14 protein-coding genes are annotated in these 16,744 nt (G+C 66.6%); 3 read left to right on the top strand and 11 right to left on the bottom strand.

From position 1 onward, the window contains the following. Window positions 1–88: 88 nt before the first annotated feature. The 5 genes from DI041_RS00650 to pip form a co-directional block, all read right to left on the bottom strand. Entirely contained in the window at window positions 89–826 is a 738-nt protein-coding gene (locus DI041_RS00650) for an MgtC/SapB family protein (RefSeq protein WP_012511185.1), read from the bottom strand. A 31-nt stretch (window positions 827–857) separates the two neighbouring features. Continuing rightward, window positions 858–3,617, bottom strand: coding sequence for a magnesium-translocating P-type ATPase (mgtA, locus tag DI041_RS00645; protein ID WP_136637959.1), 2,760 nt, complete (start codon window positions 3,615–3,617; stop codon window positions 858–860). A gap of 62 nt (window positions 3,618–3,679) precedes the next feature. Continuing rightward, the gene (locus DI041_RS00640; RefSeq protein ID WP_046982556.1) at window positions 3,680–3,979 is read right to left on the bottom strand and encodes a hypothetical protein; all 300 of its coding nucleotides are present in this window, start codon (window positions 3,977–3,979) and stop codon (window positions 3,680–3,682) included. 293 nt (window positions 3,980–4,272) lie between these two features. Further along, window positions 4,273–4,572 (bottom strand): EF-hand domain-containing protein, encoded by a 300-nt coding sequence (locus DI041_RS00635; RefSeq protein ID WP_136637960.1) that lies wholly within the window; start codon window positions 4,570–4,572, stop codon window positions 4,273–4,275. 309 nt (window positions 4,573–4,881) lie between these two features. Next, on the bottom strand, window positions 4,882–5,829 hold the full coding sequence (pip, locus tag DI041_RS00630; RefSeq protein WP_136637961.1) for a prolyl aminopeptidase: 948 nt from the start codon (window positions 5,827–5,829) through the stop codon (window positions 4,882–4,884). Window positions 5,830–5,943: 114 nt separating this feature from the next. Between pip and DI041_RS00625 the strand changes: the two genes are divergently transcribed. Then, the gene (locus tag DI041_RS00625; RefSeq protein ID WP_046982558.1) at window positions 5,944–6,609 is read left to right on the top strand and encodes a TraX family protein; all 666 of its coding nucleotides are present in this window, start codon (window positions 5,944–5,946) and stop codon (window positions 6,607–6,609) included. A gap of 170 nt (window positions 6,610–6,779) precedes the next feature. Here the strand turns inward: DI041_RS00625 and DI041_RS00620 are convergent, their stop codons facing one another. Beyond that, window positions 6,780–9,026: a TonB-dependent receptor gene (locus tag DI041_RS00620; RefSeq protein ID WP_136637962.1), complete on the bottom strand. Its 2,247-nt coding sequence runs from the start codon at window positions 9,024–9,026 to the stop codon at window positions 6,780–6,782. Window positions 9,027–9,265: 239 nt separating this feature from the next. Here DI041_RS00620 and DI041_RS00615 point away from each other — a divergent pair, with 239 nt between their 5' ends. Beyond that, the gene (locus DI041_RS00615) at window positions 9,266–9,880 is read left to right on the top strand and encodes a TetR/AcrR family transcriptional regulator (protein WP_046986479.1); all 615 of its coding nucleotides are present in this window, start codon (window positions 9,266–9,268) and stop codon (window positions 9,878–9,880) included. Window positions 9,881–9,933: 53 nt separating this feature from the next. After that, window positions 9,934–11,046 (top strand): DNA glycosylase AlkZ-like family protein, encoded by a 1,113-nt coding sequence (locus DI041_RS00610; protein WP_248298394.1) that lies wholly within the window; start codon window positions 9,934–9,936, stop codon window positions 11,044–11,046. Between the two features lie 88 nt (window positions 11,047–11,134). On the opposite strand, the gene DI041_RS00605 is transcribed toward DI041_RS00610, so the two are convergent. The 5 genes from DI041_RS00605 to DI041_RS00585 all read right to left on the bottom strand — a co-directional run bounded on the left by DI041_RS00605 (window position 11,135) and on the right by DI041_RS00585 (window position 16,579). Beyond that, window positions 11,135–11,413 (bottom strand): DUF3325 domain-containing protein, encoded by a 279-nt coding sequence (locus DI041_RS00605; RefSeq protein WP_046986480.1) that lies wholly within the window; start codon window positions 11,411–11,413, stop codon window positions 11,135–11,137. Beyond that, window positions 11,410–13,020, bottom strand: a complete 1,611-nt coding sequence (locus DI041_RS00600) for a PepSY-associated TM helix domain-containing protein (protein ID WP_046986481.1) — start codon at window positions 13,018–13,020, stop codon at window positions 11,410–11,412. The genes DI041_RS00605 and DI041_RS00600 overlap by 4 nt, the downstream gene beginning before the upstream one ends. Then, a complete protein-coding gene (locus DI041_RS00595; RefSeq protein ID WP_136637963.1) occupies window positions 13,017–13,316 on the bottom strand; it encodes a DUF3649 domain-containing protein in 300 nt (99 codons plus the stop codon). The genes DI041_RS00600 and DI041_RS00595 overlap by 4 nt, the downstream gene beginning before the upstream one ends. Before the next feature lie 52 nt (window positions 13,317–13,368). Next, complete coding sequence (locus DI041_RS00590) at window positions 13,369–15,546, bottom strand: TonB-dependent receptor (protein WP_136637964.1); 2,178 nt, start codon at window positions 15,544–15,546, stop codon at window positions 13,369–13,371. Between the two features lie 196 nt (window positions 15,547–15,742). Then, window positions 15,743–16,579 carry a siderophore-interacting protein gene (locus DI041_RS00585; RefSeq protein WP_136637965.1) on the bottom strand — a complete coding sequence of 279 codons (837 nt, stop codon included), beginning with the start codon at window positions 16,577–16,579 and terminating at the stop codon, window positions 15,743–15,745. Between the last annotated feature and the right edge of the window lie 165 nt (window positions 16,580–16,744).

The following is a 16,744-nucleotide window of genomic DNA, read 5'->3' as shown; positions in this document are numbered from 1 at the left end:
CGGCATCTCCAGGGTTGTGCCGACCAAGGTCGGCACCTACCAAAGTGGTAGACGGTGTTGCCGGCCAGCGGCCGGCACTACCGAGCGGCTACTCCTCCAGGCTGGCGTTCCAGAACCCCTGCAGCACGCCGGGGGTGGTCGCCAGCGTGGCCAGTACCGCATCCAGTTCGCCGGCATCGACCGTGGTGGCGTACAGCACCGCTTCTATCTCCACGTCACGCTCGCCGAACGGGCGCTGGTCCACCGCGCGTACCGGGTAGTGCGCCTGTTCCAGCAGCAGCAACAGCTGGTCCAGCACCTCGGCCTGCTGCTCACGTTGGCAGACCACGTTGATCGCATAGGTCGCCTCGCTGAATGCCTCCGGCAACGGCTGCCGCTGGATGCGGTTCACCACCGGCCGCAGCAGGGTGTTGGCGGCCAGCACGAACACGGCCGCCAGTACCGCTTCGGGCAGCAGCTTGATACCCGCACAGGCGCCAACCGCCGCCGAGCCCCAGAGGGTGGCCGCGGTGTTCAGGCCGGACACCTGCGCGCCGTCCTTCATGATCGCGCCGGCGCCGAGGAAGCCGACACCGGAGATCACATAGGCCACCACGTGCAGTGGCGACGGCGGGCCGCCGTACAGGTCGTGGAAGCGCACGGCCAGGTCCACGAACACTGCCGCACCCACCGCCACCAGTGTATTGGTGCGCAGACCGGCGGTGCGTTGGCGCAGCTGTCGCTCCAAGCCGATGACGGTGCCAAGCACGAAGGCCACCGAGAGGCTGATCAACGAGCTCAGGGTCGCGCCGGCGTTGAACGCCGGCAGGTTCGGATTGATGTCCATTGTGCTTCTCCCTGGACCAGGCGGCGGGCGCTTACTGCCAGCCGTAGCGACGGATGTAGATCTTCTTCAGCAGGGTGGTCAGCACCGCGTAGCCGAACAGGATCGCCACCAGGAACGGCCAGTAGCCGGTCGGCAGGGCCTGCAGCTTGAAGTAGCCAGCCAGCGGACTCATCGGCAGGGCCACGCCGATGGCCATGATCAGGCCGGTCATCACCAGCAGCGGCGGCGCGGCGATGCTCTGCAGGAACGGCACCTTCGGTGTACGGATCATGTGCACAATCAGCGTCTGGGTCAGCAGGCCCACCACGAACCAGCCGGACTGGAACAGGCCCTGGTCGGCCGGTGTGCGCGCATCGAACACGTACCACATCAGCGCGAAGCAGCTCAGGTCGAAGATCGAGCTGATCGGCCCGAAGAACACCATGAAGCGGCCAATGTCTGCGGGGTTCCACTTCAGCGGCTTGCGCACCAGCTCCTCGTCCACGTTGTCGAACGGAATGGCGATCTGCGAGATGTCGTACAGCAGGTTCTGTACCAGCAGCTGCAGTGGCAGCATCGGCAGGAACGGCAGGAAGGCCGAGGCCACCAGCACCGAGAACACGTTGCCGAAGTTGGAGCTGGCAGTCATGCGGATGTACTTCAGCATGTTGTTGAAGGTGCGCCGGCCCTGGATCACACCTTCCTCCAGCACCATCAGGTTCTTTTCCAGCAGGATGATGTCGGCCGCCTCCTTGGCGATGTCCACCGCACTGTCCACGCTGATGCCGATGTCCGCCGCACGCAGCGCCGGTGCATCGTTGATGCCATCGCCGAGGAAACCGACCACCTTGCCCTGCGCACGCAGCTCGCGCACCAGGCGCTCCTTGTGCAGCGGGGTCAGGCGAGCGAACACGCGGTGGTGGTGCAACGCCCGTGACAGCGCGCCGTCATCCATGCGCTCGATCTGCGGACCGGTCAGAATGGTGTCTGCCTCCAGCCCGACCTGCGCGCAGACGCGGGCGGTCACCAGTTCGTTGTCACCGGTGAATACCTTCACCTCCACGCCATGCGCGGCCAGCGCCTGCAATGCCTGCGCGGCCGACTCCTTGGGCGGATCGAGGAAGGCCACGTAGCCGACCAGGGTCAGTCCGCATTCGTCGGCCTGCGAATACACGGTCTGGCTGGCAGCAGTTTCCTTCATCGCCACTGCCACCACACGCAGGCCCTGTTCGTTCAGTTCCTCCGTGGTCTGCCGCACGCGTGCCAGGCGCTGCTCATCCAACGCCTTGTCCTCGCCGTTCTCGCGCACGGTGCTGCACACCGCCAGCATTTCTTCCACTGCTCCCTTGCAGATCAGCTCATGGTGGTCCTCGCGTTCGGACACCACCACCGACATGCGGCGGCGCTCGAAGTCGAACGGAATCTCATCCACCTTGTGGTAGTCCTGCGACAGCCGCAGCGAGCTCTGCAGCTCCACGTGCTCCAGCACCGCACGGTCCAGCAGGTTGATCAGCCCGGTCTGGAAATGGCTGTTGAGGTAGGCAAACTTCAGCACATCCTCCGAATCGTGACCGAACACATCGGTGTGCCGTTCCAGCGCGATCTTGTCCTGGGTGAGGGTGCCGGTCTTGTCGGTGCACAGCACTTCCATCGCACCGAAGTTCTGGATCGCATCCAGACGCTTGACGATCACCTTGCGCCGCGACAGCAGCACCGCACCCTTGGCCAGGGTGGAGGTGACGATCATCGGCAGCATTTCCGGGGTCAGGCCCACCGCCACCGACAGCGCGAACAGGAATGCCTCGGTCCAGTCGCCCTTGGTCCAGCCATTGATCAGCAGCACGAACGGCACCATCACCAACGCGAAGCGGATCAGCAGCCAGCTGACACTGTTGACGCCGGCCTGGAACGCAGTCGGCGCGCGGTCGGTGGCGGTGCTGCGCTGGGCCAGGGTGCCGAAGTAGGTACGGTTGCCGGTGGCCAGCACCACGGCGGTGGCGGTGCCGGACACCACATTGGTGCCCATGAACAGCAGGTTGTGCTGCTCCAGCAGACCAGCCAGGCCATCGCCCGGGTGCGCGAACTTCTCCACCGGCAGCGACTCGCCGGTCATCGCTGCCTGCGCCACGAAAAGGTCCTTGGCGGTCAGCACGCGGCAATCGGCCGGAATCATGTCGCCGGCCGACAGCACGATGTGGTCACCGGGCACCAGCTCACGGATCGGCAGGTCCAGCAACCGCGCCGGGCGACGGCTGTGCAGGTGGGCACCGAAATACTGGTCGGCAACGTCTGCCGCCTCGGTGCCCGGATTGCGGCGCAGCACGCGCGCGGTGTTGCCGACCAGTGCCTTCAACCGCTCGGCGGCACGGTTGGAACGGCCTTCCTGCACGAAGCGGATCAGCGTGGACAGCAGCACCATCGCACCAATCACCACGGTGGCCTTGATGTCCTCGGTCAGCCAGGACACCGCCGCCAGCACGGTCAGCAGCAGGTTGAACGGATTGCGGTAGCACTGCCACAGATGGCGCCACCACGGAAGCGGCTTTTCGTGATCGACCTCGTTGGGGCCGAGCGTGGCCAGCCGCTCCTCGGCCTCATGCGGGCTGAGGCCATCGACGTGCGAGTCGAGCGCGGCCAGCAGGCGCGGCTCGTCCAGCTGCGACAGGGTCACCAGGCCGGTGGTGAGCGCGAACGGTGCGGCTTCGGCGCTGCCCGGGCCGAAGCCGGCTTCGGGCATGGCGCGACGGCCGAACAGGTTGCCTGCGCGACGGCTGCGCAGGAAGGCATTGAACCAGGCGTTGAGCAGGCTCATGGGAACTCCTTGAATGTCAGAGCCGGCCGCGGCCGGAATACGAACGGAATGGATGCAACGGATCAGGCGTGGCGCATCGCCAGTACCGCCGGTGACCACGGCTGCATATGCAGGCGCTGGCTGCCACCGATGCACAGCGGCTTCATCGCATCGCGAAGGGGGTAGGGCAGATGGCGCAGCACGTTGATGCGCTCGCTGATCGGCAGCAGCGACAGTGCGTCGGCGACCACGCGCGGCGAACCGAGCGACAGCGAACGGGCGAAAACCACGGGGCCGTGCTGCAGCAGTTGGCTGCGCAGGGCGGCAACATCGCGCTCGCCGATCAGGCGGCGCAGGGTGATGTAGAGGATCTTGTAGGACATGGGGGCGATCTCCAGGCAGGCGGTGCCTGACGATCCCCCGTCACTCAGGCAGGCGGGGACCGGCGGGCGGGCGCCAGGAACAGGCAACAGGCGGGCATACGGGGCGCGGTGCGCCCGGCAGGGTCGGGGTCCATCTGCGTCTCCATGAAGGGAGGGAGCTGGCCAGGGTTGCCCTGGCCAGTGGCGCTATTGTCCGCCCCTGAATGGGGCAGTCCTAGAGGCTCGTGGGTTAGCCCGGCTATACCTTGGTATAGCCGGCCACGCATCGCGCCAATCGATGGCGCATAAAGGGATCAATGCGCGGTGCTGGTCTGCTTGCACACGTCGTACTCGCCGCGGCTCAACGTCTTGTTGCGATCGGTATCGCAGGCGTGCAGGCGTTCGGCCCAGTCGGGCGCCACTGCATCCACCTCGGCCAGGGTGACGATGCCGTCCTTGTCCTTGTCCAGCGATTCATAGGCTGGAATCAGCTTCACTTCGGTTACGTCCTCGGCCGCGGTGGCCTTGCTGGCATCCTGGGTCTTGGAACACGCACCGAGAAGCAGGCCCGCGCAAAGTGCGAGAGCGACGGGGAGATAGCGAACACCGGTCATGGCAGGCTCCAGAAGTAGGGAGGTAGGCCAGGGTTGTCCGTGGCCACGGCCGGATCATCGGCGCCTGCCTGTAAGCGAGCTGCGAAGAATCCGCCTGCCTGGCCGGTGGCGGTGAGCCGCCATTCACCGGGCTGCCGTGATCGACGGCCCAGAGGCGGCTGCGGGGAGACGGATGGGTAGAGTCGACTGTTAGTCGACTATCGCGCGCAGCGCGGGGTTTTAGGCTTCCCGCCGAGAGCAGTCGACTGACAGTCGACTCTGCCCTCGAACAGTGGGATGCCGGCCAGCGGCCGGCGCTACCCCCTCTCTTCAGTTCCGGTCGGCAAACGCGTCCGTGGCGCGCACCAGCGCATCGACCGTCGCCGGCTCGTTCGCGCTATGTCCCGAGATCACCATCTCCAGCTTTGCCTCCGGCCAGGCCTTGGCCAGGTCCCAGGCGCTGCGCGGCGGGCAGATGATGTCATAGCGGCCCTGCACGATCACGCCGGGCAGATGGCGGATGCGATCTATATCGCGCAACAGCTGGTTCGGTTCCAGGAAGATACCGTTGCGGAAGTAATGCGCTTCGATGCGGGCCTTGGCCAGCGTGTCCAGCGGGTCGTCCGTAGAAACAGCATCCACGTCGTGCTGCAGGGTGGCGGCGTTGTCTTCCCAGCCCAGCCAGGCCTGCGCGGCTGCGATGCGGGTGGCCTCATCGGCGCTGTCCATGCGCGTCCAGTAGGCCGCAATCATGTCGCCACGCTCGCCTTCTGGAATGTAGGCCTCGTAGCGATCCCAGCGCTCCGGGAAGATCCAGCGCGCACCACCGTTGGTTTCCGCGAACCAGCGGTTCTCCATCTCGCGGCCAAGGAATACGCCACGCAGGATCAGGCCGGTGGCACGCTCGGGATGTGCCTGCGCGTAGGCCAGCGACAGGGTCGAGCCCCAGGAACCGCCATAGACCAGCCAACGCTCGATGCCGAGGTGCTCGCGCACCTTCTCGATGTCGGCCACCAGTTCCTGCGTGGTGTTGTCGCGCAGCTCGCCGAACGGCGTGGAGCGACCGCTGCCGCGCTGGTCGATCAGCACGATGCGGTAGCGCGCCGGGTCGAAGAAACGGCGATGGGTGGGCGAAATACCCGCACCCGGTCCGCCATGCAGGTACACCACCGGAATGCCCTCCGGCGTGCCGCACTCTTCGATGTGCAGCGTGTGCAGATCGCTTACCGGCAGAGTGAACTCGCGGTACGGCTCGATGGTTGGGTACAGAGTGCGCATGGCGGGTGTCTCACAAGCAGGGGCGGCCAGCATAGCGCCTCGCGCCGACCGAGGCAGGGGGTGTTGCTTGCGGGACGCTGGAAATGGGCTTGCCGATGCGCATAAGCTTCTGGGATGCACGCGACCACGACAAGGACGTCCACGTTCAGCATCAGCCTCGGCAGTGGCGCCCGCGAGCTGCTGAAGTGGATCGCATTGCTGGCCATGACCGGCGACCACGTGGCCAAGGTGGTGTTCGGTGGCTACGTGCCGGTGGTCACTGAACTGGGGCGCATCGCCTTTCCGCTGTTCGCACTGGTGATGGCCTGCAACCTGGCCCAACCGGGCGCCGACCTTCGCAAGTCGATGCGTCGCCTGGCCCTGTGGGGCGTCATCGCCCAACCGCTGCATGCCTTGGTCTTTGGCTCCTGGCTGCCGCTCAACATCCTACTCACGTTCGCCCTGGCTGCCGTGGCGGTGCACGCGCTGGCCAACAACCGGCCCCTGTTGCTGTTGTTGGCGGCGGGTGTACTGCCGATGCTGGTGGACTACCAGTGGGCCGGAGTCGGCAGTGTCCTGCTGGCCTGGATCGCGTTCCGCCATCGCGCGTGGTGGACGCTGCTGATTGCCTTGGCGGCGGTGTGCTGGGCCAACCGGAACGGCTGGGCCGTGCTGGCAGTTCCCGTGGTGCTGCTGGCCGCACGGGTGCAGTGGCAACTGCCACGCTGGCGCTGGATGTTCTATGGGTACTACGTGGGGCATCTGCTGGTACTGGCGGTGGTGGCGCGCGTGCTTTCTTGATCAATGCATGGGTGGTCGTGCCTTGTGTCGGTAGATCCACGCCATACGTGGATGCTTCTGGCGGATTGCCTGGCATTCTGTAGAGCCGAGCCCATGCTCGGCTCATCAAAGGAAACGGAGCCGAGCATGGCTCGGCTCTACAGTACGCCCACGCCGCCCATGGATGCCTTTCAGAAATCCATCGTGGCCGACAACAACACCGTTCTCGGTGCCCCCAGCGCCAGGCTGGAAAGCAACGGCATGCCCCAATACGCCTTGTTGGTCACGTTGTTCGCGCTCGCTCTCAGGGCAAGCGGTCGTCCGGCCACGGTGGTGCTGTAGCGCGCACCCACATCGAACAAAGTGCGCCCAGGTACCGACAGGCTATTGTCTGCGCTGATGTACTGCTTCGACATGGCGGTGGCATTGCCGGTCAGGGTAAAGCCCTCCAGTGCAGGCACATCCCATTCCACGCCCAGCTTGGCCTGCCGCTGCGCAACCGCCGTGGCCATGCGGCCTTCATTCACGCCACCGGCCGTGCGGGTCAGCTTGGGCTGCACATAGGCCATGCCACCCAGCAGGCGCACGCCATCCAGCGGTGAGCCGAAGAAACCCCATTCCACGCCGCGGTTCCGTTGTTCACCACCGAACGAGAAGACATTCGTGACCGGGTCGGTGTAGCTGTTCGGTCGCTTGATCTCGTACACGCTGAAGGTGTGCGCGAAGCTGCCAAGGTCCAGTTTCAGGCCGAGCTCCTTCTGCTTGGTGCGGAAAGGCGCGAACACATCGCCGGCGTTGGCAGCAGTCATCGGCGCGGTGGCGCCCTGGCTGAGGCCTTCGATGTAGTTGGTGTAGACCGAAAGTGTATCGGTGGCCTTCACCAGCAGGGCGGCGGCCGGGGTGGTGGCGCTCTCGTCATAGCGCGAGGTGCGCGCACCGTTGGCGACATTGAAGGTCTCGCTGACCACCTGCTGACGGCGCACGCCCAGCGTCAACTGCACGCGGTCATCGGCGAAGGACAAGGTATCAGCGAAGCCGATGCTGTCCAGCCGCAGTTCGGTGTGCGAGATATGCGGGGCCATGAAGGGCGCGGCAGGGCCCCACACCGGGTTGTACAGGTTGGTGGTCCAGTCCCAGCCCGGCACGCTGCGGCGGCCGTAGTCGTTCTGGGTGTGCTGGTAATGGGTCACGTTGGCAGCCCACTGGTGGCCGACGCTGCCGGTACGGAAGCTGCCGCGCAGGCCAGCATCACCGGACTGCTTCTTGATGTCGAACGCCAGCTGGCCGATCACGGTAGTGAAGTCACCGGCTGGGTTGAGGATCTGCGCGCTGATCGATCCGTTGTAGCGGTAGTCGGTCTTGCTGGTGCCGTAGGCCAGGTAGGCCATCAGGTTGTCGATGATATCCAGCTCGCCACGCAGCATCGCGCCCTTGTCCTGGCTGTCCACGTAGGCCCAGTCCGGGTTGATCAGTGTGTCGCCTCGCGGCGGGCGGGGAATGGCGACGCCCGGTGCCAGGCCGACACCACGGGCCGGGCCGTCGACGCGGTCGTCGGCGCTGTACAGATCGGCCGACAGGCGGGCGCGCTCGCCGCGCCAATCCAGCGCCAGCGAGCCCAGCTGCACCTTCTTGCTCTGCTTGCCCACTGCACCGTCGCCATCACGGTAAGCGCCGTTGAAGCGGATGCCGAACTGCTTGTCGGCGCCCAGACGGCGGCCCACATCCACATGGGTGCCGAACTGCGCATCGGAGGCGAAGTTGGCGCTGATCCGCAGCAATGGCTGGTCATCCGCACGCTTGGGCACCAGGTTGACGCTGCCACCGACCGAGCCGCCCGGCGGCATGCCGTTGAGCAGGGCGGACGGGCCCTTCAACACCTCGATGCGCTCGAACATTTCCGGTGAGGTGCGGTAGTACGGCGCGATGCCGCTGAGGCCGTTGAAGGTGGTGTCGCTGCTGCTGGAGGCGAAGCCGCGGATGGCGTAGTTCTCGCTCCAGGAACCGGTGACGCCGTTGCTGAACACCGTGGGGTCGGTGGCGGCGATGACGTCGGTGAGGTCCTTGGCCTGGCGGTCGCGGATGAAGGCTTCGGTGTAGCTGACCGTACTGAACGGCGTATCCATGAAGTCCTTGTCGCCGAGCAGGCCGACGCGGCTGCCAGAGGCCACCTGTCCGCCGGCATAGTCGCCGGTCACCCGGCGCTGTTCCTGCACCTGCACCGAAGGCAGGGTGGACGGCGTCGACTCGGCCAGCGCGGCGAACGAGGCCAGCAGGCCCAGCGCCAGGACCGACACCCGGATGCCCAGCGCCTGCGTCTGGCCGCTACGCGCATTGGGGGTGCTCTGGTAGCGCCGGGCCATGCCCGGCGGGAGCATCACCAGGCGGGTCGGATCAGCAGCTGCGCGCTGCAGCAGAGAGGAAAGGTCGTACACGGTCATGCCAGATTCCTGTGAATCGCAGGTGCGAACGCGCCTGGCGCGCTGCCGACGGCAAGCACGGGGGAGGGCGCAGCGCAGGGTTGTCGGCTGGGTGGGGACCTGGCGGAAAGTGAGCCATGGGCTCGATTGCGGACGGCGACGGGGTTGCGAACCACGCGCGTCCCGAATTAGTTGAGTAAATTAAACTAAACCATATGATGCGGACAAGAGGGTCCCTTTGCTGGCACCCTCGCTACGGTATGAGCATGCAACCTGAGATCCCGGCGCCGGCCCGTGGCCGCCCGCCTACCATCACCCCCGATCGGCTGGCCGACATCGGCATCACGCTGGGCCTGCCGAACCTGACCATGGCCAATGTGGCCGCCGAGCTGGCGGTGACCCAGGCCGCGCTCTACAAGCGCGTGGCCAATCTGGAGGCCTTGAAGCGGCTGGTTGCCGATACGGTGTTCCAGCGCTGGCAGATTCCGCGTGCGTCTGCCGATGCGCCGGGTGGGTTGCAGGCCTACCTGCTGGGGTTCGTGGAATCACTGTGCGAGGTGGTGAAAGCGCACCCGGGGTTGCCGCCTTACCTGCTGCGCCGTTCGGTGGCGACCACGCCGATGCTGGAGAAGATCGCCTCGCACCAGGCGCATGTGGCCGAGGTGTTCGGCCTGCCGCTGGACAAGGCGCGCTGGTTGCTGGCCACGATAGCGTTCTACTGCATTGCCGGTGCGGATACGGTGTACGGGCTGGTGGATGACGAAACCGAAGTGTTGACCGGCCGCCGCGTGCAGGACGAGGAAGTGATCGCCGAATTCAAGCAGGGCATGCGTGCGCTGGTGATAGGTTCGCTGGAGGTATTGGAGCTTCGGTAGATCCACTCCATGCGTGGATGCCGTCGCACGGTTGGCCAAGGCAGCATCCAGGCATGGCGTGGATCTACAATGCGGCCATGCCTGCCACGCCCACCCTCGATGATCTGCGCCGCCATGCGGTGGCGCGCACGCTGTTCAAACCCACCACGCTGATGACCGCGATCCGGCGCCTGGGCTTCGTGCAGGCCGACCCGATCCGCGCGCCGGCACGTGCGCAGGACCTGACCCTGCGCCACCGGGTGAAGGACTATCGCGCCGGTGATCTGGAGCGCCGTTATACGCGCCTGCCGGTGGAAGAAGATTGCCTGGTGAACTACGGCTTCCTGCCACGCGAGCATTTGGCGCTGATGCACCCGCGCGTGTCCAAGCGCGAGTGGGACGCCGAGACCCATCGCCGCGCGGCCGACGTGCTGGCCTTCGTGCGCGAGCGCGGCAGCGTGCACCCGCGGGAGGTGGATCAGGCGTTCGCGCATGGGCGGGTGACCAACTACTGGGGCGGCACCAGCAATGCCAGCACGCATCTGCTGGATGGCATGCATTACCGTGGCCTGCTGCGCGTGCAGCGGCGCGACAGCGGCACCCGCATCTACGCCGTGGCCGACCACGCCGAGGCAGATGCCAGCGAGCAGGCACAGATTGAACGCGCCGCGGCCCTGATTGATCTGGTGGTGCGCAAGTACGCGCCACTGCCGTCGGCCAGCCTGACCTATCTGGTGCGCCTACTGGGCTATGGCGCACCGCATCTGGCCGAGCAGACCCGGCAGGCGTTGATGCTGGCCAAGCACCAGCTGGCCAGCTGCACGCTGGACGGCACCACCTGGTACTGGCCGGCGGACGAGAACCCGCGCTCGCGCCGGCATGCGCCGGACGAACAGGTGCGCCTGCTGGCGCCGTTCGACCCGGTGGTGTGGGACCGCCGCCGCTTCGAGCTGCTGTGGGGCTGGGTCTACAAGTTCGAGGCCTACACGCCTGCGCCGAAGCGCCAATACGGCTACTACGCGTTGCCGATGCTATGGCACGACCAGGTGGTGGGCTGGGCCAATCTCAGCGTGCGCGACGGTGAGCTGGCGACCAGCGTGGGCTATGCCGGCAAGTCGCTGGTCCGCGACCGCGTGTTTCGTTCCGCGCTTGAAGACGAACTGCAGCGCATGGCGGCTTTTCTGTAGAGCCGAGCGACGCATTGATGCCTGTCGGTCTAGGTAGTCGCCAACCTTGGTTGGCGTCGCTTTCACCGGTGCCCACCAAGGTGGGCATCTACCGATCCCGCCGCCCATGCGCCACCATCGCCACCACCACAACACCTGCGGCCACGCTGGTGTGCCCGGACAACGCGGCCAGACCGAAACCCACTCCCAGCCCGCGCATGGCGAACACGGCACTGAACACCAGCAGCGCCCAGCCGACCGCGCGCAGTTTCTCGGTCGCCTGCGCGCTCAACACACGGCGCAGCACATCGCGCTGATGGCGCTCCATCGCCAGCGCCAGACAACCGAACGCGGCCAGTGACAGCACGAACAGAATGACGTGGATCATGCGCTGGCCTCGGAAACCGCATTGCGTGACGCTGCAGACGGCCGTGTGCGCTTCACCTTCGGTGCATGCCGCCAGGTGCGCCAGGCCAGCAGCGTGTGCAGGGCGGCCAATGCCAGCAGGGTCAGGTCGGTCCCGGCAAAGGCCCAATCGCCTGCGGCCAGCGTGCGCCACAACGGATGTGCCGTAGTCATCGCCGTCAGCACCGGCAGCAGTGCAAGCAGCAACGCCGCCAGCAGGAACTGTTCGATCCACGCTCGCTTGGGTGTCCGCAGCGTGGCGTGCACGAACATGGCCGCCCAAGCCAGGAAGAACACATGCACCTCCCACGCCGCGCGACCGTCCATGGCAGTGGGCAACAGGCGGTTCGCCCACAGATAGGCCGCCATCGCCACCGACAGGCCGGCGACGGTGGCGATGTTGAGACGCTCGACCAGGCGGAAGCCGAAGTAGGGGCGCTGCGGATCGGGCAGCTGCGCACGGCGCTTGACCGTCCATAGCACCAGCCCGGTGCCGACCATGGCGGTGCCGGCCAGGCTGACGATGAAGTACAGCCAGCGCAGGGCGGCATCGGCGAAGCGGCCCAGGTGCAGACCATACAGCACGCCCTGTGTATCGGCGGCGACGCCCGAGTGCTCCTTGACCTGCAGCAACTGCCCGCCGCTGCCGTCGAACAGCAGATAGTTCGGTGTGGTGGAAACACGGCTGGACTGCGCACGCACCACGGCCACGAGTGCGTTCTGGTCGCCGGGGTTCTGCACCTGCACGCTGCCCACCGATCCGGTTCCCCAGCGCTGCTCGGCCTGTTGCACCAGTGCGCCGACGTCGGTGAGCGGGGCAGGCTGGCCAGCGGCTTTCTGCGGTGGCAGGAACAGGCGCATCTCGCTGACCACCTCGGCCTGCTGGCGCTTGTCAGGCAGTTTGGCCAGGCCCCACGGCATGTACAGCACCGCCAGCATCACCAGTCCGCTCCAGGTGATCATGAAGTGGAACGGCAGGCCGAGCACCGAGAGTGCCGCGTGACCATCCAGCCACGAGCGCTGGCCCTTGCCCCAGCGGAAGGTGAAGAAGTCAGCGAAGATCTTCTTGTGGGTGATCACGCCGCTGACGATGGCCACCAGCATGAACATCGCGCACAGGCCGACGATCCAGCGACCCCACATCGCAGGCATGTAATGCAGGTTGAAATGGAAGGCATAGAAGAAGTCGCCGCCGCCGGTGTCGCGTGCCTGCAGCGGCGCGCCGGTGTTGGCATCGAACAGGCCCGAGTCGAAGCCATGCCGGCCACGCCCACCCGGGCTGGCCCACATCGCCGACACCCATGGCATGCGCGTGCTCGGCAGGCCGAGGTTGATCTGGCTGGCCGCTGGCGTGTCGGCCATGATCGTGGCGACGGTGCGCTGCGTGACGATAGCGGCATCCGGCAATATAGACGGCGTGGCGATTTCCGGGCGGGTATAGCGCGAGAGCTCGTCGCGGAAGTAGCTGGCGGTGCCGGTGAGGAACATCGCGTACAGGATCCAGCCGGCCAGCAGCCCGACCCAGATATGCAGGTCGGACATGGTCTGGCGGATGCCGCGTGGCTTCGGGGTGCGATCGACCTTGCTCATGCAGTGCCTCCGTTGCCGACCGTCTGTGCAACCAGCCACAGTGGCAACGCGGCGACGATCAGGCCCAGCCATGCGCGCCAGGCCGAGCGCACCGCGAACACCCAGACTACGGCGCCCGCATACAACAGGAAGCTGGCCAGCATGCCGGTGAACACGGCCTGGCGGCCATCGATGGGCAGCGCCAGTGCGGCGATGCTGCACAGCGCGGCCAGCACATAGCCGCCGAACAACGCGGCGAGGATGCGTGAGACCAGCGGCAGCCAGGCCAGCACGACGGTGGTACGGAAAACGCTCACATCACTTCTCCGGGGCGCCACGCGCGATGGCGTGGCGCCCGTGCATCAGGCATCAGAAATCGACGGTGGCCGACAGCACGGCGGTGCGCGGCGTGCCCAGCCCGGAGCCGAGGCTGCCTGCCCAGTACGCCTTGTTGGTGAGGTTCTGCACGGTGGCGCGCAGCACCAACGGGTGACCGGCGGCCTGCAGTGCATAGCGGGCACCGAGGTCGAACACGGTGCGGCCGGCCACCCATTGGCTGTTGTCGGCATTGATGTAGCCCTTGGACAGGCTGACTGCATTGCCGGTGAGGGTGAGGCCCGGCACGGCCTGCACATCCCACTCCAGGCCCAGCTTGCCCTGCCACTGCGGGGTGGCGGTGGCCAGGCGACCCTGGTTGATGCCGCCCTGGGTACGGGTCTGCTTCGGCTGCAGCCAGCCGATTCCGCCCAGCACACGCAGCTGTCCGGTGGCCTGGCCGAACACGGTCCATTCCACGCCACGGTTGCGCTGCTGGCCGCCGAACGAGAACACGTTGGTGGCCGGGTCGGTGTAGGAGCCGGGCTTCTCGATCTCGTACACGCTCAGCGCACTGGCCAGGCGACCGAAGTCGAACTTGGCGCCGACCTCGCGCTGGCGGGTCTTGTACGGTGGGAACACTTCGCCGGCGTTGGCTGCGCTGACCGGGGCGGTGCTGCCCTGGCTGAGCCCTTCGATGTAGTTGGCGTACAGCGACAGGCGATCACTGGCCTTGAACAGCAGCGCGCCGGCCGGAGTGTTGGCGCTGGTGTCGTAGCGCGACGTGCGCTTGCCAGTGCTGCCGTCGATGGTATCGCTGAGCACGGTCTGACGGCGGATGCCAAGGGTCAGCTGCACGCGGTCATCGATGAAGGACAGCGTGTCGGCGATACCGAAACTGGTGGTGCGGACTTCGCCGGTCTTCGGCAGCGACGCATTGCTGAAGCTGCGGTCGATGGCCGGACCCCACTGCGGATTGTAGATATTGGTCACCCAGTCCCGGGCCAGCAGGTTGCGTTGGAAGCCGAACTTGTAATCGTGGTGGTACCAGGCGGCGCTGATGGCCAGTGCATGATCGACCGGGCCGGTGCGGAAGCTTGCCGACAGCCCTGCTTCGGCGGTGTCCTTGCTGTAGATGAAACGCTGGTGGGCGAAGTTGTTGCGGAAGTCGCCGGCGGCATTGGTGATCAGCGTGGTGCCGCTGGCGATGGAATCGAAATCGGTATGGCCGTGGCCGTAGCTGGCGTGCGCCTGCAGGTGATCATTGATGTCGAACGACCAGCGCAGCGCGGCGGCCTGGTCCTTGACGGTGCTGAAGGTCCAGTCCGGTGCGAACAGCGTGCTGGCCTCCGGCGGGCGCGGCACGGCCAGGCCAGGTGCCAGCGAGACACCACGGTTGAGGCCATCCACGTGGTCGCGGCTGCTGAACAGGTCCAGCGATACCTGCGAGCGCTCGCCGCGCCAGTCCAGGCCGAGCGATGCCAGCTGCGCCTTGTGCTGCTGGTGGTCGGTGGCGGTGTCGCCATCGCGGTGCACGGCATTGAGGCGCATGCCGAACTGCTTGTCCGCGCCGAAGCGGCGGCCGATATCCAGATGGCCACCGAACTGTGCGTCGCTGCCGTAGCTGGCGGTGAAGCGGGTCAACGGCGTGTCGCCGGCACGCTTCGGTACAAGGTTGACGCTGCCGCCGACCGAACCGCCCGGCGGCATGCCGTTGAGCAGCGCGGACGGACCCTTCAGCACCTCGATGTTCTCGGCCAGTTCCGGGGTGACCCGGTAGTAGGGAATCAGCCCGTACAGGCCGCCGAAGCCGATGTCCGAGGAGGCCACGCCGAAGCCACGGATGTTGAAGTAATCGGTGATGCCGCCACTGGAACCGCTGTTGTAGACGCTCGGGTCGGTCAGCGCGATCACCCGTACCAGATCCGGTGCCTGGATGTTCTCGATGAATTCGGCGGTGTAGCGGGTGGTGTTGAACGGTGTGTCCATGAAATCGAGGTCGCCGAGCAGGCCGACACGGCTGCCGCGCGTCACCTGGCCACCGGCGTAGGCATCGGTAGGCGCGGTCTTGTCGGCGCGTACGTTCACCGTGGGCAGCTGGCGGGCGCCATCGGGCGCGTCGTTGGCGTGGGCGGCAGTGGCGATCAGCAGCGCAGGCAGCAATGCCGCGCGCGCGGCGAGGGACAGCGCGGTACGGCGCGGGAGGGGCAGGGTTCGGGCGGGGAGGGACATGGCGGTTCTCGTCGTGGTGGGTCGTGCGATCGGCCAGCACGGCGCCGTCGATGACCTGCACGGGCAGGACGACGCGGGCTGTGGAGTGGCTGGCAGAGGGCACGGCGCTGCCGCTGGGGCAGTGCTGCACGCGAGGTGCGTGGGCGATCTGTGGCTGGGTGGAGCGAAGCGCGGAGCGCGGGTGCTGCGGGGTGGATCAGATATCGTCGGCGAGGTCGTCGAGGTCCTGCAGGCCACCGCCGCGGGCCAGCACGCGCTCGTAGTTGCGGCGGCGGCGCTGGTCGGTGTCGGTGGTGGTCTCGCCACGTTTCCAGTAGCCGGCAACGGCGACGTCGGTGCGTGCCAGGCCGACCGCTTCGATGAAGTGGCGGCGCAGGGCGCGCATTTCCTCGCGTTCGCCGGCCGCCCAGACGGTGTTGTTGGCGTCCGGGTGCAGTCTGCGTGCCTGCTGCAGCAGGGGCGCATCACCGGTGGCCAGGCGCTGCACGCAGACACCATCGATGCGGGGCAGCTCGTCTACCGGGAAGGGATCATTCGAGGCGATCCAGGCCTGCGCATGCAGACCGGCCGGCCATTGCTGCAGCAACGCAGACAGGGCTGGGATGGCGCTCTGATCAGCGAACAGGAGAGCGCTGGCACCTTCACGCTGCGGCACCTGCAGATGCGGGCGCGGCCCGGTCAGATCGAAGGCATCACCGGGGCGCAGCGCACGTACCCAGGCCAGCATCGGTCCTGGTGCTTCGTGCAGCACCACATCCAGCGTGAATCGGCGCGTGTGCGCGTCGACGCAGCGCACGGTGTAGATCCGTGACACATCGCCGAAGGCGGCGCCGAGCTGGATGCGCACGGCAGTGTTTGCGCGCTGCCACGGCGCGAGGGCTGCCTGCTCCGGCAACTGGACCACGAGGCGCAGCAGGCTGGCGCATGGCTGTGCAACCGCGACCACCTGGACCTGCAGCGCCTGCAGGCCGCGATCATGGTCGGCACTGCGTAGCGGTCCGGCCGGGGGGATTGAAGTGGGAGACGCGGACATCGACAAAGATCCTGGGCACTGCGAATGCGAATTAGTTACATCATAGTAAACTAAATTGATCAAGTCGCAACCCAGGCCTGTCCAGCGGCCACGGGATGCGTTGACCACCGCGTCGCTGCGGACCACCATGGCAGCCCTTGCCCGCGCATCGCGCAGGAGCCGTTA

This window comes from Stenotrophomonas maltophilia (genome assembly GCF_004920835.1).
In the GTDB taxonomy this organism is placed as follows: Bacteria; Pseudomonadota; Gammaproteobacteria; order Xanthomonadales; family Xanthomonadaceae; genus Stenotrophomonas; species Stenotrophomonas maltophilia_AQ.
The sequence above is the reverse complement of the archived record's forward strand: the minus strand, read 5'-3'. Positions and strand labels throughout refer to the sequence as shown.

Excerpts from the sequence above, each read along its gene's own strand:
- DI041_RS00650 (WP_012511185.1), bottom strand. The coding sequence starts at position 826 with ATGGACATCAATCCGAACCTGCCGGCGTTCAACGCCGGCGCGACCCTG.
- mgtA (WP_136637959.1), bottom strand. The coding sequence starts at position 3,617 with ATGAGCCTGCTCAACGCCTGGTTCAATGCCTTCCTGCGCAGCCGTCGC.
- DI041_RS00640 (WP_046982556.1), bottom strand. The coding sequence starts at position 3,979 with ATGTCCTACAAGATCCTCTACATCACCCTGCGCCGCCTGATCGGCGAG.
- DI041_RS00635 (WP_136637960.1), bottom strand. The coding sequence starts at position 4,572 with ATGACCGGTGTTCGCTATCTCCCCGTCGCTCTCGCACTTTGCGCGGGC.
- pip (WP_136637961.1), bottom strand. The coding sequence starts at position 5,829 with ATGCGCACTCTGTACCCAACCATCGAGCCGTACCGCGAGTTCACTCTG.
- DI041_RS00625 (WP_046982558.1), top strand. The coding sequence starts at position 5,944 with ATGCACGCGACCACGACAAGGACGTCCACGTTCAGCATCAGCCTCGGC.
- DI041_RS00620 (WP_136637962.1), bottom strand. The coding sequence starts at position 9,026 with ATGACCGTGTACGACCTTTCCTCTCTGCTGCAGCGCGCAGCTGCTGAT.
- DI041_RS00615 (WP_046986479.1), top strand. The coding sequence starts at position 9,266 with ATGAGCATGCAACCTGAGATCCCGGCGCCGGCCCGTGGCCGCCCGCCT.
- DI041_RS00610 (WP_248298394.1), top strand. The coding sequence starts at position 9,934 with ATGGCGTGGATCTACAATGCGGCCATGCCTGCCACGCCCACCCTCGAT.
- DI041_RS00605 (WP_046986480.1), bottom strand. The coding sequence starts at position 11,413 with ATGATCCACGTCATTCTGTTCGTGCTGTCACTGGCCGCGTTCGGTTGT.
- DI041_RS00600 (WP_046986481.1), bottom strand. The coding sequence starts at position 13,020 with ATGAGCAAGGTCGATCGCACCCCGAAGCCACGCGGCATCCGCCAGACC.
- DI041_RS00590 (WP_136637964.1), bottom strand. The coding sequence starts at position 15,546 with ATGTCCCTCCCCGCCCGAACCCTGCCCCTCCCGCGCCGTACCGCGCTG.
- DI041_RS00585 (WP_136637965.1), bottom strand. The coding sequence starts at position 16,579 with ATGTCCGCGTCTCCCACTTCAATCCCCCCGGCCGGACCGCTACGCAGT.